Origin of the sequence: Arthrobacter sp. Soil762, from assembly GCF_001428335.1 — a bacterium.
Taxonomy (GTDB): Bacteria; Actinomycetota; Actinomycetes; order Actinomycetales; family Micrococcaceae; genus Arthrobacter.
Genome location: NZ_LMSG01000019.1, coordinates 367,588 through 394,298, shown reverse-complemented (window position 1 = coordinate 394,298; position 26,711 = coordinate 367,588). Strand labels below are relative to the sequence as shown.

General features: G+C 65.8%; 25 protein-coding genes. 15 read left to right on the top strand and 10 right to left on the bottom strand.

Annotation, left to right across the window (positions count from 1 at the left end; translation table 11 throughout):
• The first annotated feature begins 675 nt into the window (after nt 1-675).
• Complete coding sequence (locus ASG77_RS15800; RefSeq protein WP_056347168.1) at nt 676-1,200, top strand: hypothetical protein; 525 nt, start codon at nt 676-678, stop codon at nt 1,198-1,200.
• 3 nt (nt 1,201-1,203) lie between these two features.
• Here the strand turns inward: ASG77_RS15800 and ASG77_RS15795 are convergent, their stop codons facing one another.
• Nucleotides 1,204-2,616 (bottom strand): aminotransferase-like domain-containing protein, encoded by a 1,413-nt coding sequence (locus tag ASG77_RS15795; protein WP_056347166.1) that lies wholly within the window; start codon nt 2,614-2,616, stop codon nt 1,204-1,206.
• Between ASG77_RS15795 and ASG77_RS15790 the strand changes: the two genes are divergently transcribed.
• Nucleotides 2,615-3,607: a DMT family transporter gene (locus tag ASG77_RS15790; protein WP_056347164.1), complete on the top strand. Its 993-nt coding sequence runs from the start codon at nt 2,615-2,617 to the stop codon at nt 3,605-3,607. The two genes, ASG77_RS15795 and ASG77_RS15790, sit on opposite strands and share 2 nt — an antisense overlap.
• Nucleotides 3,608-3,611: 4 nt before the next feature.
• The gene (locus ASG77_RS15785; RefSeq protein ID WP_056347162.1) at nt 3,612-4,241 is read left to right on the top strand and encodes an FMN-binding negative transcriptional regulator; all 630 of its coding nucleotides are present in this window, start codon (nt 3,612-3,614) and stop codon (nt 4,239-4,241) included.
• On the opposite strand, the gene mmuM is transcribed toward ASG77_RS15785, so the two are convergent.
• Nucleotides 4,238-5,209 carry a homocysteine S-methyltransferase gene (gene mmuM, locus ASG77_RS15780; protein ID WP_056347159.1) on the bottom strand — a complete coding sequence of 324 codons (972 nt, stop codon included), beginning with the start codon at nt 5,207-5,209 and terminating at the stop codon, nt 4,238-4,240. The two genes, ASG77_RS15785 and mmuM, sit on opposite strands and share 4 nt — an antisense overlap.
• A 126-nt stretch (nt 5,210-5,335) precedes the next feature.
• Here mmuM and ASG77_RS15775 point away from each other — a divergent pair, with 126 nt between their 5' ends.
• Nucleotides 5,336-6,118, top strand: coding sequence for an IclR family transcriptional regulator (locus ASG77_RS15775; protein ID WP_056347157.1), 783 nt, complete (start codon nt 5,336-5,338; stop codon nt 6,116-6,118).
• 98 nt (nt 6,119-6,216) lie between these two features.
• The gene (locus ASG77_RS15770; RefSeq protein WP_056347155.1) at nt 6,217-6,735 is read left to right on the top strand and encodes a YybH family protein; all 519 of its coding nucleotides are present in this window, start codon (nt 6,217-6,219) and stop codon (nt 6,733-6,735) included.
• A 12-nt stretch (nt 6,736-6,747) separates the two neighbouring features.
• On the opposite strand, the gene ASG77_RS15765 is transcribed toward ASG77_RS15770, so the two are convergent.
• The 3 genes from ASG77_RS15765 to ASG77_RS15755 form a co-directional block, all read right to left on the bottom strand.
• Nucleotides 6,748-7,509 carry an IclR family transcriptional regulator gene (locus tag ASG77_RS15765; protein WP_056347154.1) on the bottom strand — a complete coding sequence of 254 codons (762 nt, stop codon included), beginning with the start codon at nt 7,507-7,509 and terminating at the stop codon, nt 6,748-6,750.
• A 79-nt stretch (nt 7,510-7,588) separates the two neighbouring features.
• Nucleotides 7,589-9,028 carry an amino acid permease gene (locus tag ASG77_RS15760; RefSeq protein WP_056347152.1) on the bottom strand — a complete coding sequence of 480 codons (1,440 nt, stop codon included), beginning with the start codon at nt 9,026-9,028 and terminating at the stop codon, nt 7,589-7,591.
• 194 nt (nt 9,029-9,222) lie between these two features.
• Nucleotides 9,223-10,041: an SDR family NAD(P)-dependent oxidoreductase gene (locus tag ASG77_RS15755; RefSeq protein ID WP_056347150.1), complete on the bottom strand. Its 819-nt coding sequence runs from the start codon at nt 10,039-10,041 to the stop codon at nt 9,223-9,225.
• Between the two features lie 139 nt (nt 10,042-10,180).
• Here ASG77_RS15755 and ASG77_RS15750 point away from each other — a divergent pair, with 139 nt between their 5' ends.
• Nucleotides 10,181-10,552 carry a TfoX/Sxy family protein gene (locus ASG77_RS15750; protein ID WP_056347148.1) on the top strand — a complete coding sequence of 124 codons (372 nt, stop codon included), beginning with the start codon at nt 10,181-10,183 and terminating at the stop codon, nt 10,550-10,552.
• A 94-nt stretch (nt 10,553-10,646) separates the two neighbouring features.
• Here the strand turns inward: ASG77_RS15750 and ASG77_RS15745 are convergent, their stop codons facing one another.
• Nucleotides 10,647-12,050 (bottom strand): GntP family permease, encoded by a 1,404-nt coding sequence (locus tag ASG77_RS15745; RefSeq protein ID WP_056347146.1) that lies wholly within the window; start codon nt 12,048-12,050, stop codon nt 10,647-10,649.
• A 66-nt stretch (nt 12,051-12,116) separates the two neighbouring features.
• Nucleotides 12,117-12,680, bottom strand: coding sequence for a gluconokinase (locus ASG77_RS15740; protein ID WP_056347144.1), 564 nt, complete (start codon nt 12,678-12,680; stop codon nt 12,117-12,119).
• Nucleotides 12,681-12,871: 191 nt separating this feature from the next.
• Between ASG77_RS15740 and ASG77_RS15735 the strand changes: the two genes are divergently transcribed.
• Together ASG77_RS15735 and ctaD are read left to right on the top strand one after the other, a co-directional pair.
• Complete coding sequence (locus ASG77_RS15735) at nt 12,872-13,606, top strand: FadR/GntR family transcriptional regulator (protein WP_082576084.1); 735 nt, start codon at nt 12,872-12,874, stop codon at nt 13,604-13,606.
• A 93-nt stretch (nt 13,607-13,699) separates the two neighbouring features.
• Nucleotides 13,700-15,454, top strand: coding sequence for an aa3-type cytochrome oxidase subunit I (ctaD, locus tag ASG77_RS15730; protein ID WP_056347142.1), 1,755 nt, complete (start codon nt 13,700-13,702; stop codon nt 15,452-15,454).
• A gap of 19 nt (nt 15,455-15,473) precedes the next feature.
• On the opposite strand, the gene ASG77_RS15725 is transcribed toward ctaD, so the two are convergent.
• The 3 genes from ASG77_RS15725 to ASG77_RS15710 all read right to left on the bottom strand — a co-directional run bounded on the left by ASG77_RS15725 (nt 15,474) and on the right by ASG77_RS15710 (nt 17,844).
• The gene (locus ASG77_RS15725) at nt 15,474-16,721 is read right to left on the bottom strand and encodes a plasmid pRiA4b ORF-3 family protein (RefSeq protein WP_056347140.1); all 1,248 of its coding nucleotides are present in this window, start codon (nt 16,719-16,721) and stop codon (nt 15,474-15,476) included.
• Between the two features lie 35 nt (nt 16,722-16,756).
• Nucleotides 16,757-17,446: a hypothetical protein gene (locus tag ASG77_RS22025; RefSeq protein WP_156380346.1), complete on the bottom strand. Its 690-nt coding sequence runs from the start codon at nt 17,444-17,446 to the stop codon at nt 16,757-16,759.
• Nucleotides 17,447-17,640: 194 nt separating this feature from the next.
• A complete protein-coding gene (locus tag ASG77_RS15710; protein ID WP_024365339.1) occupies nt 17,641-17,844 on the bottom strand; it encodes a cold-shock protein in 204 nt (67 codons plus the stop codon).
• Nucleotides 17,845-18,103: 259 nt separating this feature from the next.
• Here ASG77_RS15710 and ASG77_RS15705 point away from each other — a divergent pair, with 259 nt between their 5' ends.
• The 7 genes from ASG77_RS15705 to ASG77_RS15675 all read left to right on the top strand — a co-directional run bounded on the left by ASG77_RS15705 (nt 18,104) and on the right by ASG77_RS15675 (nt 26,660).
• Nucleotides 18,104-18,874, top strand: a complete 771-nt coding sequence (locus ASG77_RS15705; RefSeq protein ID WP_056347372.1) for an alpha/beta hydrolase — start codon at nt 18,104-18,106, stop codon at nt 18,872-18,874.
• A 115-nt stretch (nt 18,875-18,989) separates the two neighbouring features.
• Nucleotides 18,990-19,502, top strand: a complete 513-nt coding sequence (locus ASG77_RS22280) for a type II toxin-antitoxin system VapC family toxin (RefSeq protein WP_235564575.1) — start codon at nt 18,990-18,992, stop codon at nt 19,500-19,502.
• Nucleotides 19,499-19,846, top strand: coding sequence for a hypothetical protein (locus ASG77_RS15695; RefSeq protein ID WP_056347133.1), 348 nt, complete (start codon nt 19,499-19,501; stop codon nt 19,844-19,846). Before ASG77_RS22280 ends, ASG77_RS15695 begins: the two co-directional genes overlap by 4 nt.
• Before the next feature lie 50 nt (nt 19,847-19,896).
• Nucleotides 19,897-21,339 (top strand): DUF3375 domain-containing protein, encoded by a 1,443-nt coding sequence (locus ASG77_RS15690; RefSeq protein ID WP_056347132.1) that lies wholly within the window; start codon nt 19,897-19,899, stop codon nt 21,337-21,339.
• Nucleotides 21,336-21,959, top strand: a complete 624-nt coding sequence (locus ASG77_RS15685; RefSeq protein WP_056347130.1) for a DUF4194 domain-containing protein — start codon at nt 21,336-21,338, stop codon at nt 21,957-21,959. The genes ASG77_RS15690 and ASG77_RS15685 overlap by 4 nt, the downstream gene beginning before the upstream one ends.
• Complete coding sequence (locus tag ASG77_RS15680; protein ID WP_082576083.1) at nt 21,956-25,381, top strand: ATP-binding protein; 3,426 nt, start codon at nt 21,956-21,958, stop codon at nt 25,379-25,381. The genes ASG77_RS15685 and ASG77_RS15680 overlap by 4 nt, the downstream gene beginning before the upstream one ends.
• The gene (locus tag ASG77_RS15675; protein ID WP_056347127.1) at nt 25,371-26,660 is read left to right on the top strand and encodes a Wadjet anti-phage system protein JetD domain-containing protein; all 1,290 of its coding nucleotides are present in this window, start codon (nt 25,371-25,373) and stop codon (nt 26,658-26,660) included. The genes ASG77_RS15680 and ASG77_RS15675 overlap by 11 nt, the downstream gene beginning before the upstream one ends.
• Nucleotides 26,661-26,711 lie beyond the last annotated feature (51 nt).

The window sequence follows — 26,711 nt, the reverse complement described above, 5'->3', positions numbered from 1 at the left end:
ATTTGCCCCGCCAGCACCGAACCTACAGCGAGATGCCAGGATTTCGTGCGACCGGAGCGCGCGTCGTTGAAGCCCCGCTGGGTGCATATCTCGGACCATGTCCAGAGCCCTGGGGCTGATGCAAAGTCGTGGGCGGGTCCGGCAAAGCGACGGCGGCACGCCGCGCGGGTGGGTGCTTTTAAAGTAGGAGTGTTATGTCGCAGGACATCGGTGACAGGTCTGCTTCAACACATGGTCACCTACGTGACCTCGCTCGGGGTCAAGCCCGGGCGCATCACCCCACAGCAATCATGGGACGCCACGGCTGTTGCCGAAGCGTACCGGCCGAAACCCATTCCGGCCCTGCATGAAGCCAACGCACCGGCGTGTTAAGCGTCGCGGTGTTTGGCGGTGGGGGCGTCTTTGCCGGTGACGATGCTGGTTTTGCTTTGAGGTCTTGATTTAGTGTCATCGGCGGCGTCAGGCTGACGATGACCGGATAAACGAACGGCCCGGCGTGAGGTTTCGAAGGTTCACGCCGGGCCGTTCTGACGCGTGATGCTCACGGTAAATCATGAGGCTTTCCCTGTCGCGTCGGTGCTTTCGCGTCGACTGCCGCCGAGGCGATTAAGGACCGGTTAAGTCCACAGGGCCACGCTAGGAAAACCAACCCGAATACGTTCGAAAGGAAATCCCATGAAAATCAGCAGCATTTCTCGCGGTCTGACGCTGTCCGCGCTTGCAGCAGCCGCCCTGGTGACGCCTGCACAGCCGGCTTTGGCCGACGACGTTTCCTTCATCCTCCCGGCAGGGATCGGATGTGAGTTCAACCTCGGGGTGTCGTGGACAGGCGGAAACCTCCACACCGAGGAGTTCACCGATAAGAACGGCGAAGTTGTTCGAATCCTCACGGCAGGCAAGGGAGTGCTCCTGACCTATACGAACTATGGGACCAAGAAGAAGCCGGTGGCGGGCGAGTCAATCACCATCCGGACAGATGGATCAGTGACGGAAATCGTGGTCAACCCGGACGGTACCCTGACCTACACGGCCACCGGGCATAACGGGCTCGTCATGTATCCCAGCGATGTGCCCGCGGGCCCATCCACCATCCATTACATCGGAAGGATCGTCTTCACCGTCGACCCTGTTACTGGCGTGTTCACGTTGGTGAGCACCTCGGGATCGGCGCTGGATGTCTGCGCCGAACTGGCCAGCTGAGCCCTAGCCCCTGTTCCGCTCAAGCATTTGGCCGATGATCCGGGCGCCTTCCGGGAAGGCGCCCGGATTTGTCCCCGAGTAGTTGAGCCGGATGAACGGGCCTGCCGGCTCGGCCGGGAACCACTCGTTGCCGGCGGCGATGATCACCCCGGCGCTTTCGCAGTCGCGGGTCAGCCGTTCGAGGTCGGTCCCGTCGGGCAGCCGCGCCCACAGGTTCAGGCCGCCCTTGGGCACCTGCTCGATATGAGCCTGCGGGGCATGCTGGCGCAGGCTGGTGACCAGCAGGTCGCGGCGCGACTCGAGCTGGTGGCGGAGGTTGCGAAGGTGCGTCTGCCACCCGGGCTGCGTCACGACGTCGAGCGCTGCCGCCTGGAGCAGCCCGCTGACGTACATCGATTCGGCCGCCCGGTCCGCCAGGATGCGCTCCCGTGCCGGACCGCGGGCGATCACCGCGGCGACCCGGATCGACGGTGACACGCTTTTGGTCAGCGAGCGCAGGTAGACCACGTGGCCGGAGTCGTCGCGGGAGGCGACGGGCACGGGGTTGGAGCTGATGCCAAAGTCGTGCGCCCAGTCGTCCTCCACCAGGAACGCCCCCTTCGCGCGCACCACGTCCAGGACCTGTTCACGCCGTTCAGCAGACCACTGCGCGCCGGTGGGGTTGGCGTAGTTGGGCTGCGCGTAGAACAGCCGCGCGCCGGACTCCTCAAAGGCCCGGGCCAGTTCCGCCGGGTCCGGTCCGTCCGGTCCGCTGGGCACCGGGACAATGCGCACGCCGCCCTGCCCCGCTGCCAGAATGGCACCCCAGTAGGACGGCGATTCCATCAGCAGCGGCTGTCCGCGGCCCGCGAGCGCGCTGAAGATGGAGCTCAGCCCGCTTTGGCTTCCGGGGAGTACGACGACGTCGCTCGGGTTCGGCGGGGTGGTCCCGGCCGGTGTCGAGGCACCGAGTTCGTGCGCGAACCACGATTGCAGTTCCGGCAGACCGGCTGCGGGCGGACGGGACAAGGCGGCGTCGCCGCGGGCTGCCCGGGCAAGGGCGGCCCGCACCAGCCGCTCGGGCAGGAGTTCGCGGTCCGGGTAGCCGGAGTGGAAGGAGATGGCATCGTTGGCCACGTTGCGCATGGTGCTGGACGCCGGGGGCGGGGGCGCCAGCGGGGAACGGAGGGCCGCCGTCTGCCAGCCGTAGTCGGAGGGACGGGCGCTCCGGACGGCGCGTACAAAAGTCCCGACGCCGGGCCGGCTCTCGATCAGTCCCTGTGCCGTGAGCGTCTGCAGCGCCTTCTGCACCGTGACGGGACTGGCCTGGTACTCGGCCACCAACGACCGCGTGGACGGCAGCTTCGCACCGGGCGCGGCCGAAGAAATCCATTTCTTCAGGTGCGCCACAATCCGGGAACTGCTATCGTTGTTCATGAGAGACAATAGTAGCGCTACTACACTTTTACGGCCAGTGATACCGTCCCGCCAGCCCATCGGCCTCTGGTGGGGTTTCGCGGGAGTAGCGGCCTTCTCCTTCACGGTTCCCTTCACGAAGGTGGCTGTCGAGTCCCTGTCCCCGCTGTTTATCGGGTCGGGCCGTGCGGTGGTAGCCGCCATCCTCGCCGCCTTCGCGCTCGCCCTCACCCGGCAGGGGCTCCCCCGCGGCACGCAGTGGGTCCGTCTCGCGGTGGTGGCCGGCGGCATCGTCGTCGGGTTTCCCCTGCTGACCTCCTTTGCACTCACCACCACACCGGCCAGTCACGGCGCCGTCGTGATCGCCCTGTTGCCCGCGGCGACGGCAGTGGCTGCAGTTCTTCGGGGGCGCGAGCGTCCACGCCTGGCGTTCTGGCTCATCACCGGCGTGGGAGCGCTGGCGGCCATCGCCTTCGCCTCCATGCAGTCCGGCGGATTCGGGCAGCTGCACTCGGCGGACCTGCTGCTCCTGGGCGCGGTGGTGGCCGCGGCCATCGGCTATGCGGAAGGTGGCCTGCTGGCCCGCGAGCTCGGCGCCTGGCAGACCGTGTCCTGGGCGCTGGTACTGGCGTCGCCGCTGATGGTGATCCTGGTGGCGGTGTCCGTGGCGCAGCAGCCGCCGTCGGGCACACCGGTCCAGTGGCTGGCCTTTGCGTACCTCGGCGTGGTCAGCATGTTCCTCGGCTTCTTCGCCTGGTACCGCGGCCTGGCCATCGGACCCATGGCCCAGGTCAGCCAGATCCAGCTTGTCCAGCCCGTGCTGAGCATCTGCTGGGCGGGCCTCCTGCTCGGCGAGTCGCTGACGTGGAGCACCATTGTGGGCGGCCTTGCAGTCATTCTCTGCGCGGGCGCCGCGGTCCGGGTCCGGCTCAAGCCGGCGCCCACTCAGCCCGCGGCCCTCCAGCCCGACGCCCGTCCCGTCACGAAACAACTCGAACCTGTAAGGGATTAGCACCATGTACACCCCAGCTCATTTTGAAGCCGGACCCGAGGCCATCCGGGAACTACTGACCAGGCCGGGCGCAGCGAACCTGGTCACCATGACATCAGGAGGCATGCTTGCCACCCTGCTGCCGTTCGTGCACGACCCCTCGGTGGGCGAACACGGCGCGCTGCACACACACGTCGCCAGGAACAACCCCCAGTGGTCCGAGCCGGCGATCGGGGAATCCCTGATGATCGTCCAGGGCGCGGACGCCTACATATCGCCGTCCTGGTATGCGTCCAAGGCCGAGCACGGACGCGTGGTCCCCACCTGGAACTACTCCACGGCGCACGTGTACGGCCATCTCGTGATCCATGACGACCCGGAGTGGATCGCCGGCCAGGTCAGGCGGCTCACCGGCGTCCACGAAGCTGGCTTCGAGCACCCGTGGAGCGTGGACGACGCGCCGGAACGTTATATCTCGGGCCAGCTGCGCGCCATTGTGGGCATCGAACTGGTCATCACCAGGATCGAGGCGAAGACCAAGCTGAGCCAGAACCGGCCAGCGGCGGACGTCGACGGCGTCGTGGCTGGGCTCACCGCCCGCGGGGATACGGAAAGCGCCGCCGACGTCGAGCGGGCACGGCCGGTGCGCGCCTAGGGCCCGGGGTAGGCAGCCCGGGTGGTGGCGAGGGCGGCGATGTCCCGGGGCGTGGTGCGGCAGCAGCCTCCCACGATGCGGGCACCGAGCTCCCGCCAGGCACCGGCTCCGGCTGCGAGGCCGGCGGTCTGGGCTTCGGCCGCTGGATCGGCTTTGCCGGATTCGGATGCCCAGGTCTTGGTGGCAGCATCGTAGCTTTCGCCGGAGTTCGGATAGGTGACCAGCCGCTTCGAGCCCGCCCCGCGCAAGGCTGCCAGGGCGGCCGGAACCAGGTGCAGCGGCACGCAGTTCACGCCCACGGCCACCACCCGCGGCTCGGACCCGCAGAGTTCCCCTACAGCAGCCAACGGGGTGCCGTCGCTGATGTGCGCACCGTCCTGCAGCGAGAAGGAGAACCAGGATTCGACGTCGAACTCCGCGGTCAGTGCCAGCAGCGCCTCCGCTTCGGCAAAGGACGGCAGGGTCTCGCAGGCCAGGAAGTCGGCACCTGCCTCCACCAGGGCTCCGATGCGGGGGCGGTGGAACTCCTTGAAGGCCTCTGCGTCCAGGACATAGTCCCCGCGGTACTCCGAGCCGTCCGCGAGGTAGGCGCCATAGGGGCCCACGGATCCGGCGATCAGCAGCGGCCCGGCCTGAGGGTGCCGGTCAAGGTGTTCGCGCCGGGCCTCCTCCGCCAGCCGGACGGACAATGCCACCAGGTCCAGTGCCGCGTCCTCGGAAAGTCCCCGCTGCGCGAACCCCAGCGGCGTGGCCTGGTAGCTGGCGGTGGTGGCCACGTTGGCGCCGGCGTCGAAATAGTCCCGGTGCACGTCGCGGATCAGCTGTGGCCGCTCCAGCAGGACCTTGGCGGACCACAGCGGGTCGTCCAGGCTGCAGCCACGCGCCTCAAGTTCGGTGGCCAGGGCGCCGTCCGCGGTGAGATGCGCTCCGGCATCCAGCAGGCGGGACAGCGTGGTGTTGCGGGGCATGGCAGGCACTCCGGATGTTGGCGGCAAAAGGCTTTCCTGTTCATCATAGGCAATTTGAGTTGCTGGTAACGAGCATGGCTAACTGTGACCGCCTCGGAGTCCGGCAGCTCCATTAGACTCTCGCCTATGTCGAAAACCTCCAGCATGGGCCGCGGCATGCTGGCCATCCTGGCATTGGGTGCACGGCATGGGGCCGGACTTCCGGGCGCCACCGTCGCACGGATCGCAGCAGACCTGGGCAAGGACCGCAGCCAGGTGTCGCGCAACCTCCGCACCGGCGAGCAGGAAGGATTCCTCGGCCGGACCGGCGAGCGCACCTACACCCTGGACTGGTCCATCCTGACCGATGCCCAGCAGCTGACGGCGCAGAGGCTGCACTCAGACGGCGCCGTGGCACTGGAGCAGCTGGCCCGCGACACCGACGAGGGGTGCTTCCTGGGCGTGCTGCACGGCGCGAGCACCGTAACCATCGGCGAAAGCGTTCCGGCCAGCAGCAACCTGGTGGGCTCATGGCTGGGCAGGCCCTACCCCGCGTACTGCAGCGACGCCGGGCAGGCCGTGCTGTGGGAGTCGTCGGAAGCCGAAGTGCGGACCGTTTTCGCCGGCGTCGACTTTGTGCGGCACGGCCCCAATACCCCGTGCGACGTCGGCGATTTCCTTGGGCGGCTGGCTGCGGCGCGGGTGCGGGGTTACTCAGTGGTGGATCAGGAAGCAGAGCCGGGGCTCTATTCGCTGGCCGTCCCCGTCCGGGATTTCAAAGGGGACGTGGCGGCGGCACTGCAGATTGTGGGCACCAGGGCGCGCCTGGAGCCGCGCCGGGCCGAGTTCGCGGCGGCCCTGCTGGAGCAGGGCCGCTGGCTGGAGGCCAGGCTTGGCTACCAGCCTGCGGAATCTCGCAAACCATTTTGACCTAGAAAGTCACAACGCGCCCTGGCCGAGCCGATCGATGGTGAGACGCGCTTCCTCGACAAAGGGACCCCGGCTGGGGGACCCTTGCGCCAAGGCCCATGCGTACCCAGAATGAAAACGGAGCTTCGACCGAAGGGAAAGCCGTGGACGATGCAGAAGCATTCCTGGCAGCCGTTATGCCTGTCCTGACCGAAGCCGACACCGCACTGCACAACGGCGACGCCGAACCCCGAAAGGCCCTGTGGTCCCGCACCGCCCCCGTGACCCTGTTCGGTGCCGCCAGGACAACCATCGGAGCGGACGAGGTGATCCCGTTCTTCGACCTCCTTGCATCACGCTTCTCAAACTGCGCGTCCTTCACGTACGAAGTCACCGCGGCCGGCGTCAGCGGAGACCTGGCCTACGTTGTGGGGATAGAACACACCACCGCGTCGGTAGGAGGTGCGGATCCATTGCCCTACACCCTCAGGGTGACAACCATTTTCAGGCGCGAGGGCGGCGACTGGAAGATCGTTCACCGGCACGGGGACGCCTTGCCGGAAGGTGACGTTGACATGACCCGCACCCAACTTGGCCGCCTCAGAAATGCCGACGCCGCTGCGCCCGATAGTGCCTAGACACGGCGATTGCTAGGCGGCGAGGGAGCCCAAGCGCGCCGCAGCGCCGCGCAGGACAGCGGCAATGCCCGCAGCGTCGTCGCCGACCTCGTTCCGCCGCCCCAGCACGCTGAGTGCGGCCAGGATGGTGCCGCCGGCGTCGCGGACCGGGACGGCGAGTTCCAGGATGTCGTGCTCGAATTCCTCGTCGCAGGTGATGCAGCCGCGTAGCAGGTCACGGGCCATCAGCTCCCCGACCTCATCGACGGAGTGCGCGGCGCCGGGGCCGCCCACCCCGATGAAGTTCACCTCGCGCAGCAACGACTCCAGGGCGGGCTGGTCGTGGTCCCAGAGCAGGGCCCTGCCGGCGCCGGTGCACCAGACCGGCGTCACCATGCCCGGCGCAACGAAGCTGCCCAGGCCGGCGTCGTTGCTGGAGGCGCGCAACAGGATCGCCCGGAAGCCGTCCCGGATGGAAAGCCGTGCCCGCAGCCCCAGGGCGGAAACCAATGACTCGAGTTCGGGCTTGGCTTCGCGGACCCAGCCGGTGTTCAGCGATGCGGCAAGGCTGAAGAACCGCAGCCCGGTCCGGAACGGGCCCCGGTCCACCCGCTCCAGCAGGCCCAGCTCGCACAGTTCCTGCGTCAGGCGTGAAACGCGGCTTTGGTCCATGTCCAGCTCCGCGGCCAGCTGGGAAACGCCCAGCAGTTGCCGGCCGCGCTTCTCCCGGTCTGCCACGAGCCGGACAATCCGGAGTCCTTGCGCCAACGATGACGCCTCTGCGGACGAATCCACGCTTATTACCCCTCACTGCCGGTGCCCGCCCTATTCTTCCACGGGGACCCGGGCGTTTGCGGAGGTGACGCAAGTCTGGTTACCGGACTTCCGCCGTCGTCCGCTGCCGGCCATGCCGGAGGTAGAAATAGGCGTAGCAGGCGGCAACGAACGGAATGCCGAAGTAGAGTGCGGCCACCTGGTTGGGGTCCAGGGCGATGCCCACCAGCGAGACGACGCACAGCGTGAACGCCAGGATGGGCACCAGCGGGTACAGCGGGGCCTTATAGGCCAGGGCGCCAATGTCTCCGCCGTTCCGCACGAAGGCGCGCCGGTGGAAGAAGTGCGAGGCGGTGATGGACATCCATACGCCCACCACGGCGAATCCTGCCACGGACACCAGCACCAGGTACACCGTTTCCGGGGCCACCACGCTGCTGATGAGGGACGCGACGCCGCCCACCATGCTCACCGACAGGGCGATCAGCGGGATGCCGCGGCGGGTGAGGCGCCGGAAGGCCTGGGGCGCGTGGCCTTCGTCGGCCAGGGAGTAGAGCATCCTGGCGCAGGAGAAGAGCCCGCTGTTTCCGGCGGAGAGAAGGGCTGTGATGATGACGAAGTTCATGACGTCGGCTGCGAACGGGATCCCGATGGCGGAGAAGACCGTGACGAACGGGCTCTCGTCCAGGCCCACTTCGTTGTAGGGGATGGTGGCCGCGATGACGGCGATGGCGCCGACGAAGAAGATCAGCAGCCGGATCACTGTGGTGCGCATGGCTTTGGGGATGCTGGTGGCGGGGTCCTTGGTTTCGCCTGCTGCCACGCCGATCAGCTCCGACCCGGAGAAGGCGTAGAAGACGGCGAGCACGGTGACCAGGACGCCGGTGAAGCCGTTGGGGAACAGCCCGCCGGCGGTGTTGAAGTTCTCGAAGAGGAAGGGGCGGCTGCCGCCGTCGCTGAGCGGTCGGAAGCCGAACAGTGCGGCGCCGCCGAGGACGATCAGGCCGATAATGGCGCCCACCTTGACGATGGCGAACCAGAATTCGGATTCGCCGAAGAACTTGGCGGATACGGCGTTGAAGCCGAAGAGTACGGCCGCGAAAATCAGGCACCAGATCCACACATCAACGTCCGGGAACCAGCGCTGCATAAGCAGCCCGGACGCGGTGAATTCGGAGCCGATGGCCACGGCCCAGCAGAGCCAGTACAGCCAGGCGGTGGCGAATCCGGTGGCGGGCCCGATGGAGCGGGCGGCGTAGATGTGGAAGGCGCCAGACACCGGATAGGCGATGGCCAGCTCACCCAGGCATGCCATCACGAGGTACACCACGAACGCGCCCACCAGGTAGGCGAGCACCGCGCCCAGCGGACCGGCCTGGGAAATGGTGTAGCCCGAGCTGAGGAACAGGCCGGATCCGATGACGCCGCCCATGGCGATCATCACCAGGTGCCTGGTGCCCATGGATCTCCGGAGTCCGGGCTGGTCCGGTGGGGGCCCGGCGGGCTTCGGGTCCAGCGTCAGGGGTGAGGGGGATTCCACGGGCGTCTCCAGGAGGGGGTGGTCAGCAGGTGTGCGGCTGCTGGGCGCACTCCCCTGTCCCGTCCCGGGTACCGAAGATATGCGCGTCAACAGAGAGAAATTAGCACAATCACCGAATTTCGGTCGTTAAAATCATGCGAACTTGTTCATATTGCACGCTTATTACCTCGGGTGACCCGCCAGCGGTTGGAAACTCAGCGCGCGACGAGCGCCTCGCTGGCCTCCCACAAACCCTGCGCCAGCTCGGCGTCGTACGCCTGGGCGTTGGCCTTGGCCAGCGCGCGCTTGGCGTAGTAGGCGCCGGAGATCCAGTCGGTGCCCGGGGTGCCGTTGCTGAGCCAGAGGAGGGTGTCGGCACCCTGGTCCGGGGTGAGCATAAAGCGGTTGAGCAGCGTTTTGTAGGCGTGCCGCATGGGGCTGGTGGACTCCGCCGCGAAGTTGGTGCGGACCACGCCCGGGTGGAACGCCGCCGTCGTGATTCCCTGCTCGCCGAAGCGGCGGTGCAGCTCGGACGTGAAGAGGATGTTGGCGAGCTTGGCGGTGCCGTAGGCCCGGTTGGTGGAGTAGGTGTGCTCCGACGCGAGGTCGAAAAGGTCCATTTTGCCGAAGCCGTTAGCCGCGCTGGCGGTGTTGATGACCTTGGCGTTGCTGGCGGTGAGGACGTCCATCAGCTCGGTGGTGAGCAGGAACGGCGCGAGGTGGTTGATCTGGAACGTGGACTCGTTGCCGTCCACCGTGAGCTGATGCTTGCCCATGATGCCGCCGGCGTTATTGGCCAGGACGTCGATCCGCTCGTAGTCGTCCTTCAGCTGTGCGGCGAGCGTGCGGACCTGGTCCAGGTCCGCGAAGTCGCTGACGAAGTAGTCGGCGTTGAGCTCCTTCGCGATGGCCTGCGTCTTCTCCTCGGAACGGCCGACGACGACCACTCGGTCGCCTGCCTGCGTCAGCGTCCGCGCGGCTGCCGCGCCAATGCCGTCGCTGGCGCCAGTGATCACGATGGTGCGTTGGGTCAAGGGGTGTCCTTTGGTTGGGTGGAACCTGGGAGGTGAGTGCGGACTCCTGCAAGCCTAGCGGTACGGAAATTCTGTCCACGGCGCCCGGGCGGGCATAAGCTGCACAAGGAATCACACCGCAACCCTGGGAGAATGCCACATGGAGATGGCCAAAGCGTCCGACGAAGCCAAGAAGCGCTTCCGCTCGGTAGTTCCGGACAACCCCGAGGTGGTGGTCAAGCCGATGTTCGGCAACCTGGGCGCCTTCGTCAACGGCAACATGTTCGCCGGACTGTTCGGCTCCACGATCGGGGTGAAGCTCTCCGACGCCGACCGTCAGGTGCTCGAAAGCACCGAACAGACCGTCCCGTTCGGCCCGGCGGAGCGGCCCATGGGCGGCTACACCGGGCTGCCGGAGGTCTGGAACGCCGACGGTGACGACGCGCGGGCAAGCGCCTGGGTGGAGAAGTCCTTCGAGTACGTCGCGGGGCTCCCGCCGAAAGCGCCCAAGGCAGCCAAACCACGCACGTAGCGGCGCCCCAGGAGTACGACGACGGCGGGGCGCCCAGAATTTCCCTGGACGCCCCGCCGTCGTACTTCAGTCAGCCGTGGCTGGAGTCAGATCGCTAACCCGCCACACCGGCGAGCAGGAAGAGTACCGCAGCGATGGCGAAGCCCATGACACCGATCAGGGTTTCCATGACGGTCCAGGTCCGCAGGGTGGTCTTGACGTCCATGCCGAAGAAGCGGCCCACCAGCCAGAAGCCGGAGTCGTTGACGTGGGAGACCACCACGGAGCCTGCTGCCACGGCAATAACCAGGGCGGCGATCTGCATGCCGGTCAGTCCGGCGGTGGCCACGGCCGGGGCGATCAGGCCAGCGGTGGTGGTCAGGGCCACGGTGGCGGAACCCTGGGCGATGCGCAGGATGGCGGCGATCAGGAAGCCGGCCAGGATCAACGGGATGCCCAGGTTGCCCAGGACATCGGCCAGCGCGTCGCCAATGCCGGAGGCGCGGAGCACGCCGCCGAACATACCGCCGGCGCCGGTGATCAGGATGACGGAGCAGACCGGGCCCAGCGAGGATTCGAGCAGCTTCTCGATGGCGCCAGCGTCCTTGCCGCGGCGGGCGCCCAGGACAAACACGGCCACCAGGACAGCGATCAGCAGGGCCACCGGGGTTTCACCGATGGTGCGCAGGACCTGGAACCACTGCTCGTTCCGGACTGCCTCGGAGAGCGCTCCGGACGAGGCAAGGGTGTTCAGGCCGGTGTTGATGAAGATCAGGACGAGCGGCAGGAGCAGCAGGCCGATGATGGTGCGGAAGCGCGGCGGGTGGGATTCGGCTTCGGCGCTGGCGTGGCCCAGGATCTCCGGAACCGGAAGAACCAGCTTCTTGCCGGTCCACAGGCCGAACAGGTAGGCAGTGACGTACCAGGTGGGGATGGCGGTGATGAGGCCGGCGATCAGGACCAGCCCGATGTTGGCGTCAAAGAAGGCGGCGGCGGAGACCGGGCCCGGGTGCGGCGGCAGGAAGATGTGCATCACGGAGAACGCACCGGCGGCGGGGAGGCCGTAGCGCAGCACTCCCCCGCCCAGGCGGTGGGCCACGGCGAAGACGACGGGCAGCATAACCACCAGGCCGGCGTCGAAGAAGATGGGGAAGCCGAAGATCAGCGAGGCAAGGCCCAGGGCAAACGGGGCACGTTTTTCGCCGAAGACGCCGATCAGGTAGTCGGCCAGGACTTTGGCACCGCCGGACGTTTCAACGATGCGGCCGAGCATGGCGCCCAGGCCGACGAGGAGGGCAACGGTGCCCAGGGTGGTCCCGAAGCCGTCGATCAGCACCGGCACCACCTTGTTGGCGGGGATTCCGGTGGCGAATGCGGTCGCGAGGCTGATCACGATCAGGGCCACGAGGGCGTGCATCCGCAGCTTGATGATCAGGAACAGCAGCGCGACAATCGCTGCCGCCGCGATGAGCAGCAGGGGGCCTGCGCCCAGCGTCTGGGTCCATCCTTCGATGACCATGGTTCTCCTTTGAAACAGAACTAATGAAATATTGGGGGAAAATTGGGCGGGCTCCGCAGGCCCGGCTCAGCCGGCGCTGGGCTCCAGGTGGGCGCTCGTCGCCGAACGCGCGGGAAGCGCGAGGCCAGCAAGCACGGCGGCGACGATCTCCGCCGGGGAGTTTGAGATGTCCAGTCGGAGGCTGCCGGCGGCGAGTTCGTCGCCGGTCAGCGGTTCCAGGGTGGCCAGCTGGCTGGGCAGGAGCGTGGACGGCATGAAGTGGCCTTCGCGGCCCTGCATGCGCTGGCCGATCAGGTCGGCGCCGCCGTCGAGGTGGATGAACAGGACCCGGCCCTGGGCGTCGGCGAGCAGCTGACGGTAGCTCTGCTTGAGCGCGGAGCATGTGAGTACGGTGCTCTTGCCGGCTGCCGCATTTGCGGTCATCCAGTCCTTGATTTCCCGCAGCCAGGGCCAGCGGTCCTCGTCCTGCAGGGGAATGCCCTGGGTCATCTTGTCGATGTTGGACTGGGGGTGGAACTCGTCCGCTTCGGCGCAGGCCCAGCCAAGCTGCTGGGAAAGCGCTGCCGCGATGGTGGACTTGCCGGAACCGGCGACGCCCATCACCACCAGGTGCGTGGCTGGATACTGCATGTTTTACCTCCGAAGAAGACGCCGTTGGCTAAGTGAAGAAAGCTAATAGCGCATCTCACAGGGAACTGCGCCGGGAGATAAGGTATCACCATTTCGAGCCATAGATACTATCTTTTGGTGTCACAAGTCATACCTTTGGGACTTTGTGGGTACGATTGGGGTGCGCACAGGCGCAGACGAAAGCAGGAAAGATGTCGACGGCGACACCACCGGACGCGGATGACGCGCACGACGGCGGGGCCTCCCCCGCCATGCATGAACGCGTCCTCGAGGCGGTTGGCTCTGCAATCGCGGCAGGGAGCCTTCCTCCGGGCAGCCGACTGACCCTTGAAGGCCTCCAGCAGGAGTACGGCATCTCCCGCACCGTTGCGCGGGACAGCATGAAGGTCCTGGAATCCATGAACCTGGTGTATTCGCGCCGGCGGGTGGGCATCGTGGTCCAGGAGCGCAGGCTGTGGAATCTCTTCGATCCCAAGCTGGTGCGCTGGCGCCTGGGCTCTGTCCGGCGCGATATCCAGTACAGCAGCCTCACGGAGCTGCGCATCGCCGTCGAGCCCATTGCGGCTGCAGGTGCTGCACGCCGGGCGAGCGCCGCGGAACGGGCCAGGCTGGTTTACCTGGCCGCAGAGCTGCGGCGGCTGGGCGAAGCCGGCGAACTCGAGGCGTTCCTGGCGGTGGACATCGAGTTCCACTGCCTGCTGCTCCAAAGCTGCGGCAATGAGATGTTCACGGCCCTCGAAGGCATGGTGGCCGAGGTGCTCACCAGCCGGACCCAGCAGGGCCTTATGCCCTTCAAACCGCGGAACGAAGCCTTACAGGCCCACGAGGATGTTGCGGTGGCAGTGGCCCGCGGGGATGCCGTGGCGGCAGAGACCGCCGTCCACCACATCCTGGACGAGGTCCGGAACGCGATGGGCCTGCACTGACTCTTTCGGGATGCCGAGTTAGTGAGTAGCCTGCAATTAGGGGCTCTTGCAAAGGGCCCATAGCTGCCGTGCAGAAGATCTGTGAGGTGAAAAATGGCCATCACCGGACATTCACGAACAGGGACCGCCTCAACCGCGGCTCCCCCGGTAGTACCCCGGCGCAAAGGCTCCATGGTGGTCGGCTGGCTCACCTCCACCGACCACAAAGTCATCGGGTACATGTACCTGATCGCCTCGTTTGTGTTCTTCCTGATGGCTGGAGTGATGGCCCTGCTGATCCGGGCCGAGCTCTTCGAACCCGGCATGCAGGTCCTGCAGACCAAGGAGCAGTACAACCAGCTGTTCACGATGCACGGCACCATGATGCTGCTGATGTTCGCCACCCCGCTGTTCGCCGGCTTCACCAACTTCATCATGCCGCTGCAGATCGGCGCCCCCGACGTCGCGTTCCCGCGGCTGAACGCACTGGCCTTCTGGTTCTTCCTCTTCGGATCCACCATCGCCGTCGCGGGCTTTATCACCCCGCAGGGCGCGGCGGCGTTCGGCTGGTTCGCCTACGCGCCGTTGAATAACACCACTTTCACCCCCGGCGTGGGCGGTGACCTGTGGGTCTTCGGCCTGGCGCTGTCCGGCTTCGGAACTATCCTGGGTGCGGTCAACTTCATCACCACCATCATCTGCATGCGTGCCCCGGGCCTGACCATGTGGCGGATGCCCATCTTCACCTGGAACGCCCTGGTGACGTCCATCCTGGTGATCATGGCCTTCCCGCCGCTCGCGGCGGCACTGTTCGCGCTGGGGGCCGATCGCAAGTTCGGTGCTCACATCTACGATCCGGAAAACGGCGGCGCCGTACTCTGGCAGCACCTGTTCTGGTTCTTCGGCCACCCGGAGGTGTATATCATTGCGCTGCCGTTCTTCGGCATTGTGTCGGAGATCTTCCCGGTCTTCAGCCGCAAACCGATCTTCGGCTACAAGGGCCTGGTCTACGCGACCATCGCCATTGCGGCCCTGTCCATGACCGTGTGGGCACACCACATGTACGTGACCGGTTCGGTGCTGCTGCCGTTCTTCTCTTTCATGACGATGCTGATCGCAGTGCCTACCGGCGTGAAGTTCTTCAACTGGATCGGCACTATGTGGCGGGGGTCCCTGACGTTCGAGACTCCCATGCTGTGGGCCCTCGGCTTCCTCATCACCTTCCTCTTCGGTGGGCTGACCGGCATCATCCTGGCTTCGCCGCCGCTGGACTTCCACGTGTCAGATTCCTACTTCGTGGTGGCGCACTTCCACTACGTGGTGTTCGGCACCGTGGTGTTCGCTATGTTCGCAGGATTCTACTTCTGGTGGCCAAAATTCACCGGCAAAATGCTCAACGAGCGCCTCGGAAAGATCCACTTCTGGATGCTGTTCCTTGGATTCCACGGATGCTTCCTGATCCAGCACTGGCTGGGGGTCATGGGCATGCCCCGCCGCTACGCGGACTACCTGGTGGAGGACAACTTCATGTGGATGAACCAGTTCTCCACCATCGGCTCCTACCTTCTCGGCGCGTCGATGATTCCGTTCTTCTGGAACGTCTACATCACGTGGCGCAGCAGGGAGCGCGTTGAAGTGGATGACCCGTGGGGCTTTGGCGCCTCGCTTGAGTGGGCCACTTCCTGCCCGCCGCCGCGCCACAACTTCACGTCGCTGCCCCGGATCCGTTCGGAGCGTCCCGCCCTGGACCTCCACCATCCTGAACTCGCGCTGCATTTACATGACACCTCCCACAGCCCTGCCGCGGCCGCCCTGGGTGCTGCGGATATCGGCGAAAAGGACGTACGGAATCCGAACCCGGACGAGTGACCGCGCGGGCGGGTGGGGACTAAACCGAGCGGCCCACAGCCTGGACCGCCAACAGGAACTTCACGCCGCCGTCGGTTAGCAGTGCCCTGCCATGACGCCCCACTTTGGGCACCGTCAGGTGCAGGGACTCGAAGTTCCAACGCACCACGCGGTTGATGTCGCTGACCCACTCGTCCGGGATGGGATGGCCGGACCGGGTGACAAACCCGGCGGCCAGCATGGCGCCGCGGATCGCCTCCATCTCGCGGTTCCAGGTGGGCGCGATGCCACTGAGGTGCCAGTCCGTGTGGACGCGGGTGACCAGCCGGACAGCGTCGTGCTCCTGACGGCCGACGGCATCCACGACGTAGTCCCACAGCTCCGCGGGCCGTTCCAGGCAGCGTTTGCCGCGCGGCGTGAGCACCAGCCGGCCCTTGAACTTCCGCAGGAGCTTCCAGTCGATGAGGTGCAGCCGGAGCTCGAGAACCGGCCGTGCGTGCGTCTCGCGGTTTCCCTTGCCCATGATGGGATCGCTCCAGCCGAACTCGTCCATGGCTCGCTTGACCATGGCGGGCTTCAGGTAGCCGTCCTTCGTGAGTTCCAGGCCGTCCGGAGCGGCGTTTTCCAACAGCCAGCGGACCGGCAGCAGCACGGCGTCACGCTCCTCGTCGGCGAGTGGCTGCGGCCACCATTGGAGGCTGAGCAGCCGGAGTTTGCGGTTGGCGGCCTGACGGTCGAACGCTGCGGGGGCGAAGTGGCTGCCGTACTCGCCCGTGATGCCGAAGATCCAGGACGTCGCATCCGCGTGTTCCGGATGCTCCGGGTCCGCGACGATCTGCAGCAGTCGCTGGTAACCGTGGGGCCCGCCGGAGTCCTCCACGGGTCCGCGGTTGGCGCCATCCACGCACAGCAGTTCCCCGGCCGGAAGGTCCGCCGAACCAAGCACCTCCACGTGATGCGTCCAGTTATCGCCAAAGTCGTATTCGTATTCCAGCGCGCTTCCCGGCTTTTGGGCATCCAGCAGTTCGGAAAGGGCGACGCCGGAGGCCGGCTCTGCGTCCAGATCTTCCGTGAGGTCATGGGGACCCACAATCTCCCGCGGCTTTCCGGCGCGGTCCACGCAGCGGACGGCGTAGAGGTGGCTGTTTTCCCAGCCGAAGGCGGCCTGGACCGCGAGGTGGAACTCGGGAACCGTCAGCGTCACGGGGACCTGCAGCCTTCGCCAGATCAACGGTTCGGTGTCCGTAATGCTGATCCGCAGGTCGAAGGCGGGAACGGAAAGTTGCATGGAGGCAATCCTGCCAGAGTGCGGCCGGGGATCCGTTATGGTGCAGGCTCAACGGACTCAACTGACTCAACCGCATAGGGTTTGGTGGCCGACCGCCGCAGCGGATGACGCAGGCGCACCTGGTACGGACCGTTCCGGAACGTGGCGCGGGGGTCCAACTGGACAAGCACGAGTGGTTCGTCGCTGGCGGAGTCCAGCCGCACGACCATGCCGTCGCGCCGCCCGTCCACCCACAGCGGGGTGGCCGGCTCCACGGCGGTTTCCTTAAAACGTTCCCGATATTCCTGCCCTGCGGCCAGGAAGAGTATCCCATGGGCCAGCCCAATGACTTTCAGCGGGACCACGGCGTCAGGCGGTGGGGGTTCGGGGGTGGGCCGGGCTTGCTGGTGGTATTCCTGCGCACCTGACGCCCTGGCTGCCTTCGCGTGCCCGTTGCATTCCGCGCACCGGGTTCGCTCCCCCACAGAGGCCAATAGGGTCACGAGCAGTCTTCTGGGGGCGTGGTCCCAGCTGTCGGCCACCACCGGACACCACGCCGTGTGATAGACCGTCCCGTATTTCATCACATAGACCTGGTCATCCCCCAGTACGGGCACCCCCTCCCGGCGGGCGGCGGGCTCCACCGGCTTGAGTTCGCCGAGGCCTCTGGTCTCTGCGTGGGCGCGGCGGCTGCCGTTGACGTACTTGCGGATGAGCGGACGGAGTTGACGTTTTGGTATTGGCACGAAGTGCGGGCCTCTCTGTGCGGCGGGATGGACTCGATCACCCCCCTGCTTGCCCACTGACTATCTTGAAGGGGTTTCTCGCAAGTTGCCAGTCGGGCGCTTTGAAGCACATCCGGGTTAACAAAAGCAGGGCCGGTCTAATGACCGGCCCTGCTTAGAAAATGAAACCCTAAGGCCCCAGAATCTCTAAAGAATTAGAGTGCCTGGATGTTGACGGCCTGGGGACCCTTGGGGCCCTGCTCGGTTTCGAAGGAAACCTTCTGGTTCTCTTCGAGTGAGCGGAAGCCGGAAGAGGCGATCGCGGAGTAGTGAGCGAAAACGTCCTGTGAGGAGTCATCGGGGGAAATGAAGCCGAAGCCCTTTTCAGCGTTAAACCATTTGACGGTACCAGTAGCCATTATTTTTGTCCTTCGTGAAGGTGGAGGAAAAGTCCCGACTTTCGGGTCCTCCGGTGTGGGGTGTTCAAAACCGCTACTTCAGAAAGACGCGGACTTTCGACCGCGCGTACTGCCTGAACTACCAACCGCATAAACACAACAACAGGATCAACACTACAGGAGATTTTCCGAACCATTTACCACCAGCCAACGAGACGGGTGGTTGCGCCTCCACGATCCGGTGGTTGAGCCTGCCGAAACCCCGGCGTACCGTTCTCCCATGGGACCAATTCGGGCCATTCTTCTACCGGGCGCTGTACTCCCCGCCCAGGCCGCCTTCGGCGGACTCATCGCAGCCCTCGGGCCGGATGTCCAGGCAATCGCCAAGGATCTCGAGCTCTACGCGGACGATGGGCCGCCGGAAGACTGGAGCCTGGACACAGAGATCGACGGCGTGCTGCGCGATGCCGATTCCCGGGGATGGGAAACGTTCCACCTGGCGGGCTATTCAGGTGGCGGCGCGGCGGCCCTGGCGTTCGCTGCCAAACACCCTGGCAGGCTGCTGAGCCTGGCGCTGCTGGAACCTGCCTGGGCCGGGAACTGGGACTGGAGCCCTGCGTACACGGAGCTCCGGAAGAAGTACGAGCAGCTGGATACACTCCCGCCGGAACAGTTCATGTCCGCCTTCATGAGGCTGGGAGTTAAGCCCGACGTCGTCCTTCCGCCGCCGCCGGATCCCGCGCCGCCGTGGATGGCCAACCGGCCGGCAGGTATCAGGGCGTTCCTGCGGACCTTCAAAAACCATGACCTGGAGAGGGCGCGTCTGGCCGCCTTTCGCCAGCCCGTCTGCTTCGTCTTGGGCGGCCTGAGCAATCCCCATGACTACGGCGATATCGCCAGCCGGCTGTCCAGGGTCTTCTTCCCGGACTTCCACCTGGAAGTGTTCCCCAAGCGCCACCATTTCGATCCGCCACACCGGATCGAGCCCGAGCGGCTGGCTGAATTGCTCCGGCGGCACTGGGAGCAGGCAGAAGCAGCCATCCCTGACTGATCCTTTCGCTCGGGCGCACAGATTGCTCCGCTTGCTACGGAGGCAACCATGGCGACCAGAATCATCCGCGGCCGCCCATTACCTCTCAACCACGGCCACCCAGGGCCACCGGCTGGTGGCTTCGATGCTGCTCTATACGGAACTTCATTGTGCGGCCCATCGCCGCGGATTTCCCGGCGAGACCGTCAATACGGTCCTGGGAGCCATTAACCTGGTCGATCTTGCCCGCTCGGACCTTATGTACGCGGCGGCCCTGCCCGGCAAGCTCCGAAGCCCCGACGCCATACATCTTGCCGCAGCCATCCGGCTGCAGTCCGACTTAATGGTGGCGTATGACGCCGAGCTCCTGGCTGCCGCCGTCGATGCGGGCATCAACGTCCTGTCGCCCTGGAGTTTTTGTCCAGATAATCCGCTCAAGGGCCCATCTGCCACATTTCAGGCCGAATTGAAGGGCGAGGCGCTCGACGGCCGGATTATGCTGTTTGTTGGCCCAGCCCATGAGCAGACCGATCGGGAACCAGAAATCCTCGTGAACGATTTTCCTGGCACAGGCAAGGAAGCCGTCGTGTTTCATGCAATGACACTCGGTCCAAAATTCAAGCGATTCCGGGAGGAGTCCCAGCCATGACTAATCAGAGAGAACCGGACTACGACGCACTGGCCGATCGACTGACCGGCGACTCGCCGCTGGAGGCTGCTGCTGTACACGTTGGTAGCGACGCCGCTGCATCCGGGCGCGAGTTCCTGTTGCGAGAGTACGGCAGCGATGCTGCCATCAGTCATGCCATACGCCGCGGTCGGCCCCGCGTCGGGGCCTCAGCGCCGGGCGAATCCGCCACCGTACGTGGACGGATCCGCGACGTCGAATACCGCGCCTTTATGGAACTGGTGGCGGAACTTGGTAAGCCTCAGTCCGAGCTGGTTCGCGACGCCGTGCACCTATTGCTGGAACACCACAAAAAGCTCGTCTAGGCTCAGAACACACTCAAAATAAGCCGCATGAACTCCTGCATGAGGACACCATGGATTTCTACGCCATCAACGCACTGCGTGAGAACCACGCGGGGTGGTCCCTGCTCCGCGCCCAGAACGCCCCGCTGGCCGTCAGCTTCTTCATCAAGGCCTTCACCGGGCCTAACCAACGGGACATCGGCCGGCAGGAGCTCATTGACCACCTCGATGATGTCCTGTTCGGCCTCCGTGAAGTCTTCGGCGAGGACAAGTACCCCCGCCCGGCCGGTGAGTACCTGGACGAGTGGGCGGCCCCGGAACGGGCCTGGCTGCGGAAATACTACGTCCCGGGCCAGGATGAGCCGCGTTACGATCTCACGGCCGCCGCCGAGGACGTGGTCCGCTGGGTGGAGAGCCTGAGCGGGCGGGACTTCGTGGCCACCCAATCCAGGCTGACCAGCATCTTCGCCGTGCTTAAAGCCCTGGTCCAGCAGTCCGAAACCGATCCGGAGGTCAGGCTCGCCGAGCTCCAGCGCCAGCGGGACGGGATCGACGCCGAGATGCAGCGGATCAAGGACGGCAACATCCGCGTGATGACTGCGCCGGAAGCCCTGGACCACTTCCAGCAGCTGACCACCCTGGCCAAGGACCTGCTCTCCGATTTCCGTGAGGTGGAGCAGAATTTCCGGAAGCTGGACCGGCAGGTCCGTGAGCAGATCGCCACGTGGGACGGCACCCAGGGCGAGCTGCTTGCCTCGATCTTCGCCAACCAGCAGGACATCAGCGGCTCCCTCCAGGGCCGCACATTCCAGGGCTTCTGGGACTACCTGATGTCCCCGCAGCTGCGCACCGAACTGCGGGACCTGCTGCAGCGGGCCACCCAGATCGACGCCCTCGCCAAACTCGACAACCTGCACGCCGTGACCAACCTGCACCAGGACTGGCTGCCCGCCGTCGAGCAGACCCAGGCCACTGTCCGGCAGCTCTCGCAGCAGATGCGCCGGCTCCTGGACGACAAGGTGTTCCTGGAGAACAAGCGCATCATGCAGCTCGTCCGGAGCATCGAATCCGGCGCGCTGGGCACCCGGGAGGTGCCGCCGTCGGGCGTCTTTATGGAGATCGCCGCTCAGTCCGTCGAGGTCGCGCTCCCCTTCGAGCGGCCGCTGTATGAGCCGAGCCGGCGGATCATGGTGGACGACGTCGTGGTGGCGGCAAACGATGCAGAAGTGGATGCCGGCGCCCTCTTCAGCCAGTTCCACGTGGACACGGAGCGCCTGAAGTCCAATATCGACGACGTCCTTGCCGGCGCCGGGCAGGCCACCCTCGGCGAAGTAGCGGCCGCGCATCCGCTCTCCCAGGGGCTGGCCGAAATCGTGGCCTACTACCAGCTCGCCACCGAATCGGACTGGGCCTCCATCAACCCGGACGAGTCACAGCAATTGTCCTGGCAGCTCCCGGACGGCAACATCCGGGAAGCCACCGTTGAACAGATCATCTTCGTGAGGCCGGCATGACCACCACCGACGCAGCTGAAACACACACGCCGGAGGAACTTCCCGGCGTCGTCACCAAGCTCTTCAAAGGCGTGGTCTACGCCGAGACGGACGAGAAGATCTGGCAGTCGCTGCTGGGCCTGTCCTCCCATGCCCGCGACTACGTGGCCGTCCTGGGCCTTGACCTGATCCTGGACGAGTCCGAGGGCTACGCGTTCCTGAAATCCCGCGAGGACCCGGACGGCACATTGCCGCGGCTGATCCCCCGCCGCCCGCTCACCTTCAACGTCAGCCTCCTCCTGGCACTGCTCCGCGGCCGGATGCTCGAATTCGACACCAACAGCAGCGAACTGCGCCTCATCATGACCGAGCAGGACATCGCGGACATGGTGGCCGTCTTCCTGCCCGAATCCAGCAACGAGGCGCGGATCCTGGACCAGCTCGGCACCAACATCAAGAAGGTGGTGGAGCTGGGCTTCCTGCGGAAACTGCGCGGCCAGGCAGGCACGTACGAAGTAGCACGGATCCTGAAGGCCTACGTGGATGCCCAGTGGCTGGAGGAATTCGACGCACGGCTCGCTGACTACCGCGCCTCGCTCAGCGGAGCCGTCACCGGCAGTAAGGAAGAGGACCGCATATGACCACTGAGACGGCCACCGCAGTTAAAGGCGTGACAGACGAGCAGGAGATGCTGTTCAGCCTGGATGAAAAAGCGGACGACGCCGGCACTCCCCCGGGCTTCCGGCTGCACCGTCTGGAGCTGCTCAACTGGGGCACGTTCCACCAGGAGGTACGGACGTTCCGGTTGGACGGTTCGAACAGCCTGCTGACCGGCGACATCGGCTCCGGGAAGTCCACCGTGGTGGATGCCATCACCACGTTGCTGCTGCCGGCCAACAGGATCGAGTACAACAAGGCCGCGGGTGCGCAGAAGAAGGAACGCACGCTGATGTCGTATGTGCGGGGTTTCCACAAGAGCACGCGCAGCGCCGGCGGCGAGTACTCCAAGCCCGTTGCGCTGCGCGGGACCGGCAAACTCACCGTGGTCCTGGGCGTCTTCCACAACGCCGTCCTGGGCAAATCCATCACCCTGGCCATCACCCTCTGGGCCACCCAGGAGGCCGGCCAGCCCAACCGCTTCTACTCGCTGGTGGAGGGCGAGCAGTCCATCGCCGGGGACTTCGCCAACTTCGGCCAGGACCCCGCGAAGCTGAAGAAGCAGCTCCGGGCCGCGGGTGCGTCCCTCCATGAAACGTTCGACCCGTATGCGGCGGCGTTCAAGCGGCAGTTCGGCATCAGCGGAAACCAGGCCATGGAGCTGTTCCACCGCACGGTGTCCATGAAGCAGGTGGAGAACATCACCAACTTCGTGCGCACCAACATGCTTGAGGAAGACGACGTCGAGGCCCGGATCGGCAACCTCATCCACCACTTCGACGATCTCAAGAAGGCCCACGACGCCGTCCTGCGCGCCAAGGACCAGATCGCCCTGCTCACCCCCATCACCGAGGGCGCCGCCCAGCACACCGCCCTGAGCCGGGACGACGAATTCGCCCGCCAACAGCGGGACCAGCTGCATCCCTGGTTCACGGACCGGAAACTGCAGCTGAGCATCGAACACCAGACGGAACTACAGAACACCGGCCTCCGGCTGCAGGAGGACAGCGGCAAACTGGCCACCGAAATCACTCAGCTCCGCCTGGACCTGGCCGCCGTGAAGGAAGATATCCGCGGCAACGGCGGCGGCCGGCTGGCCGCCATCGAGGCGGAGGCCGCGCGGTTGGGCGAGGAGTCCCGGTCGCAGCGGGTTCGCTTCGAAAAATACGCCGAAGCCGCGGCAGAGCTCGGTCTTCAGGCACCGGCGGACCGCGTCCAGTTCGACGCCAACCGGGCCCGGCTCGCCGACGTCGAAAAGGACCTCGCCGCCGCAGCCAACGAAGTGCAGGACACCCGCACCGAACTGACCATGACACGCACGGTACTCACCGGCCGCGCCAGCGACATCGCCGCGGAGCTGACCAGCCTGCAGGCGCGTCCCAACCTGCTGCCGCGCCCCCAGGTGGAGCTCCGCCGTCGGCTGTGCGATGGGACCGGCATCCAGGAATCCGAGCTGCCGTACGCCGGTGAGCTGCTGCGCGTCCGCGACGGTGAAGCGGCTTGGGAAGGCGCCGCCGAACGCACGCTGCGCGGCTTTGCACTGTCCCTGCTGGTGCCGTCGGAGCACTACGCGGCGGTGAGCGGCTGGGTGGACGGCAACAACCTGCGCGGCCGGCTGGTGTACCTCAAGATCGGCGAATCGTACACGCCGAAGCCGGCCGAGGCGGGCACGCTGGCGACGAAGATCGCTATCAAACAGGGGACGCCGTTCCGCAATTTCCTGCTCGATGAGCTCAGCAGCCGCTTCGACTATTTCTGCTGCGACACGCTGGAGGACTTCCGCCGCCGTTCCAAGGCGCTCACCGCGAACGGCCAGCTCAAGGGCGGCCGCGGGCGGCACGAGAAGGATGACCGGCAGGAGCTCTCGGACCGCCGGAACTACGTCCTGGGCTGGGACAACCTGGACAAGATCAGCCGTTTCCGTGCCGAGCAGGACGAGGTGCAGGGCCAGCTCAGCGTGGTGGCCGGCCAGCTGACCCGGGTAAACGATTCGCTGGGCGCCATCGGCCGGCAGAACCAGCAGTTGGGCATCATCGGTGCGGTATCGGACTTCGCCGAGCTCAGCTGGCAGCTCACCGCACGCCGCATCGAGGAGCTCAAGGCGGAGAAGGCCCGGCTGGAGTCCACCAGCGATGTGCTTCGGGAGCTGACCGCGAAGGAAGCCGAGCTCACCGGAAAGCTGGATCGCCTGCAGGTTCGGGCCGATGATGTCCAGCGGCGGATCGGCTCCAACGAGGGCGCCGCCAAGGACATCGTGGAGGCGATCGAGGACTGCCGCGAGGTCCTGCACGAGACCCCGTTGACGGACGACGTCGGCGTGCTGGCCGCCGTCGCAAGGCTCGCCGCTGCGGAACTCGCCGGTAAGCCGCTTACGTACAAGAACACCGGCACCGTGGAAAGTGCCGTCCGGAACGGGCTGACCGATTCGATTGACGCGCTGTCCAAGCAGATCGCCCGGGCCGCCGAGAAGACTGTCCGGCTGATGGCCGAGTTCCGGAACAAGTACCCGAACGAGACCACGGAGATCGATGCCGCCCTGGAGTCCGCCGTCGACTTCGGCAAACTGCTGGAGCAGCTGGTCGGCAACGATCTTCCGCGCTTTGAGGCCCACTTCAAGGAATCCCTGAACCAGAACACCATCCACGAGGTGGTGGCGTTCAACGCGTTCCTGGACAGCCGCCGGCAGGACATCGTGAACCGGATCGGCGAAATCAACCTCTCCTTGGCCGGGATTGAGTACAACACCGGCCGGCACATCCAGCTGGAGCACCAGAACAGCACCGACCTCGACGTGCGGCAGTTCGGCCTGGACCTGCGGGCCTGTTCGGAGGGGACCATCGGCGACGATGACCAATACTCCGAGCAGAAGTACCTGCAGGTGGCGCGCCTGATCGAGCGGTTCCGGGGCCGGGACGGCTACACCACCCTCGACGAGCGCTGGACCGCCAAGGTCACGGACGTCCGGAACTGGTTCACGTTCTCCGCCTCGGAAAAATGGACCGAAACCGGCGAGGAATTTGAACACTTCACGGATTCGGGCGGCAAGTCCGGCGGGCAGAAGGAGAAGCTCGCCTACACGATTCTCGCCGCCGCCCTGGCGTTCCAGTTCGGGCTGGCGTCCGGCAAGGGTGCCGGTAAAAACGCCGGCAGTGGCCGCAGTTTCCGGTTCGTGGTCATTGATGAGGCGTTCGGCCGCGGCTCCGACGAGTCGGCCCGGTACGGGCTGGAGCTGTTCCAGCGGATGAAGCTGCAGCTGCTGATCGTCACTCCCCTGCAGAAGATCCATGTGATCGAGCCCTTTGTCTCCCATGTGGGGTTCGTGGCCAACACCAACGGCGACGATTCGCAGCTGCGGAACATGACCATTCAGGAGTATCGGGACGAGCGGGCCCGGCGTGCCGGGTGACGGGCTTTCGGCTTCCGCTCCTGGCCGGGCACAGGCGGGTCGGGCACAGGGCTGGACCACACTGGCTGACCTGCGGGCGCAGTCGCTGAAGGCCTGGGGCAGCGGTGCGTTGCTCCGCGAGGTACTGGAACCCAACGGACTGCACCCCCGCCGTCGTCCATTGAAACGTCCGACGGCGGCGACGCTCCGGAGTGACTACGCTGCGGCGAGTGCGTGGGCGGCTGAGTTGTTCGCCGCTGTGGGTCCGTTCAGCCTGGAAACCGCAGAGGTGGGGCGCACCACGGTGGGGGCCAACCAGCTTCCGGCGGCGGCGGTCTTCGCCACTGTGGAGGATGAGATCGCGTTTGCGGGCAAGGCCAAGGAGGCGGCACGGTTCGTGGAGCTCGCAGGGAGTCTGGCATCGGTTCACCCGTCCTTCCGCGGGTGGGCGCTGAAGCGGCCGCTCAAGCTGCTGGAACTCGGGGCCGACGCCCTGACCGCAGCCCGGGTGGCCCTATGGCTGCGGGACAATCCCGAGCCCGGCATCTATGTGCGGCAGCTGAGCCTTCCCGGTGTACACACCAAGTTCATCGAGAACCACAGGGCGGTGATCAGCGAGCTGGCCATGGTGGTGCAGGCTCATTCCGTGAGCGCCGCTGTTGAATCCGTAGAGCCTCTCCCAGACGTGCCCGCAGAGCCCGGCTCACTGCTGGGGCTGATGCCGGCCCGTACGCCCGCGGCACGCTTCGCCGCGGGACACGGATTCCTGCATCCGCCGGAGCTGGTCAGGTTCCGCCTGCTGGATCCTGCCGTGCCGTTGTTGGGCCAGGCCCGCGATCTGACCGTGACCGCTGAAGCCTTCAGCACGCTGAGCCTACCGGTCACCACAGTGCTGATCACGGAGAACCTGGTCAACTTCCTGGCCCTCCCCGACCGCCCGGACACGCTGGCTATTTATGGCGGCGGTTATGGTTTCTCGTCGCTGCGGGATGCAGGGTGGCTGCGCGACCGCGAGGTCCTGTACTGGGGCGATCTGGACACCCACGGGTTCCGGATCCTGGACCAGCTGCGCGCGGTCCACCCGCATGTGGTGAGCGTGCTGATGGACGAGGCCACGCTGTTGGCCCACCGCGATGCATGGGTTACCGAGCCATCGCCGTCGAAGGCTTCGCTTAGCAGGCTGACACCTGATGAGTCCGCACTGTACGAAGGCCTCCGCAATGATGCCTTCGGGACGGATGTCAGGCTGGAGCAAGAGCTGATCCGCTGGGACTGGGTGCTGGGCCGAATCGGCGGCTGAGCCTGTCGAAACCGGCGATGCCCGATGGTTGAGCCTGGTTAAGATCCGGCC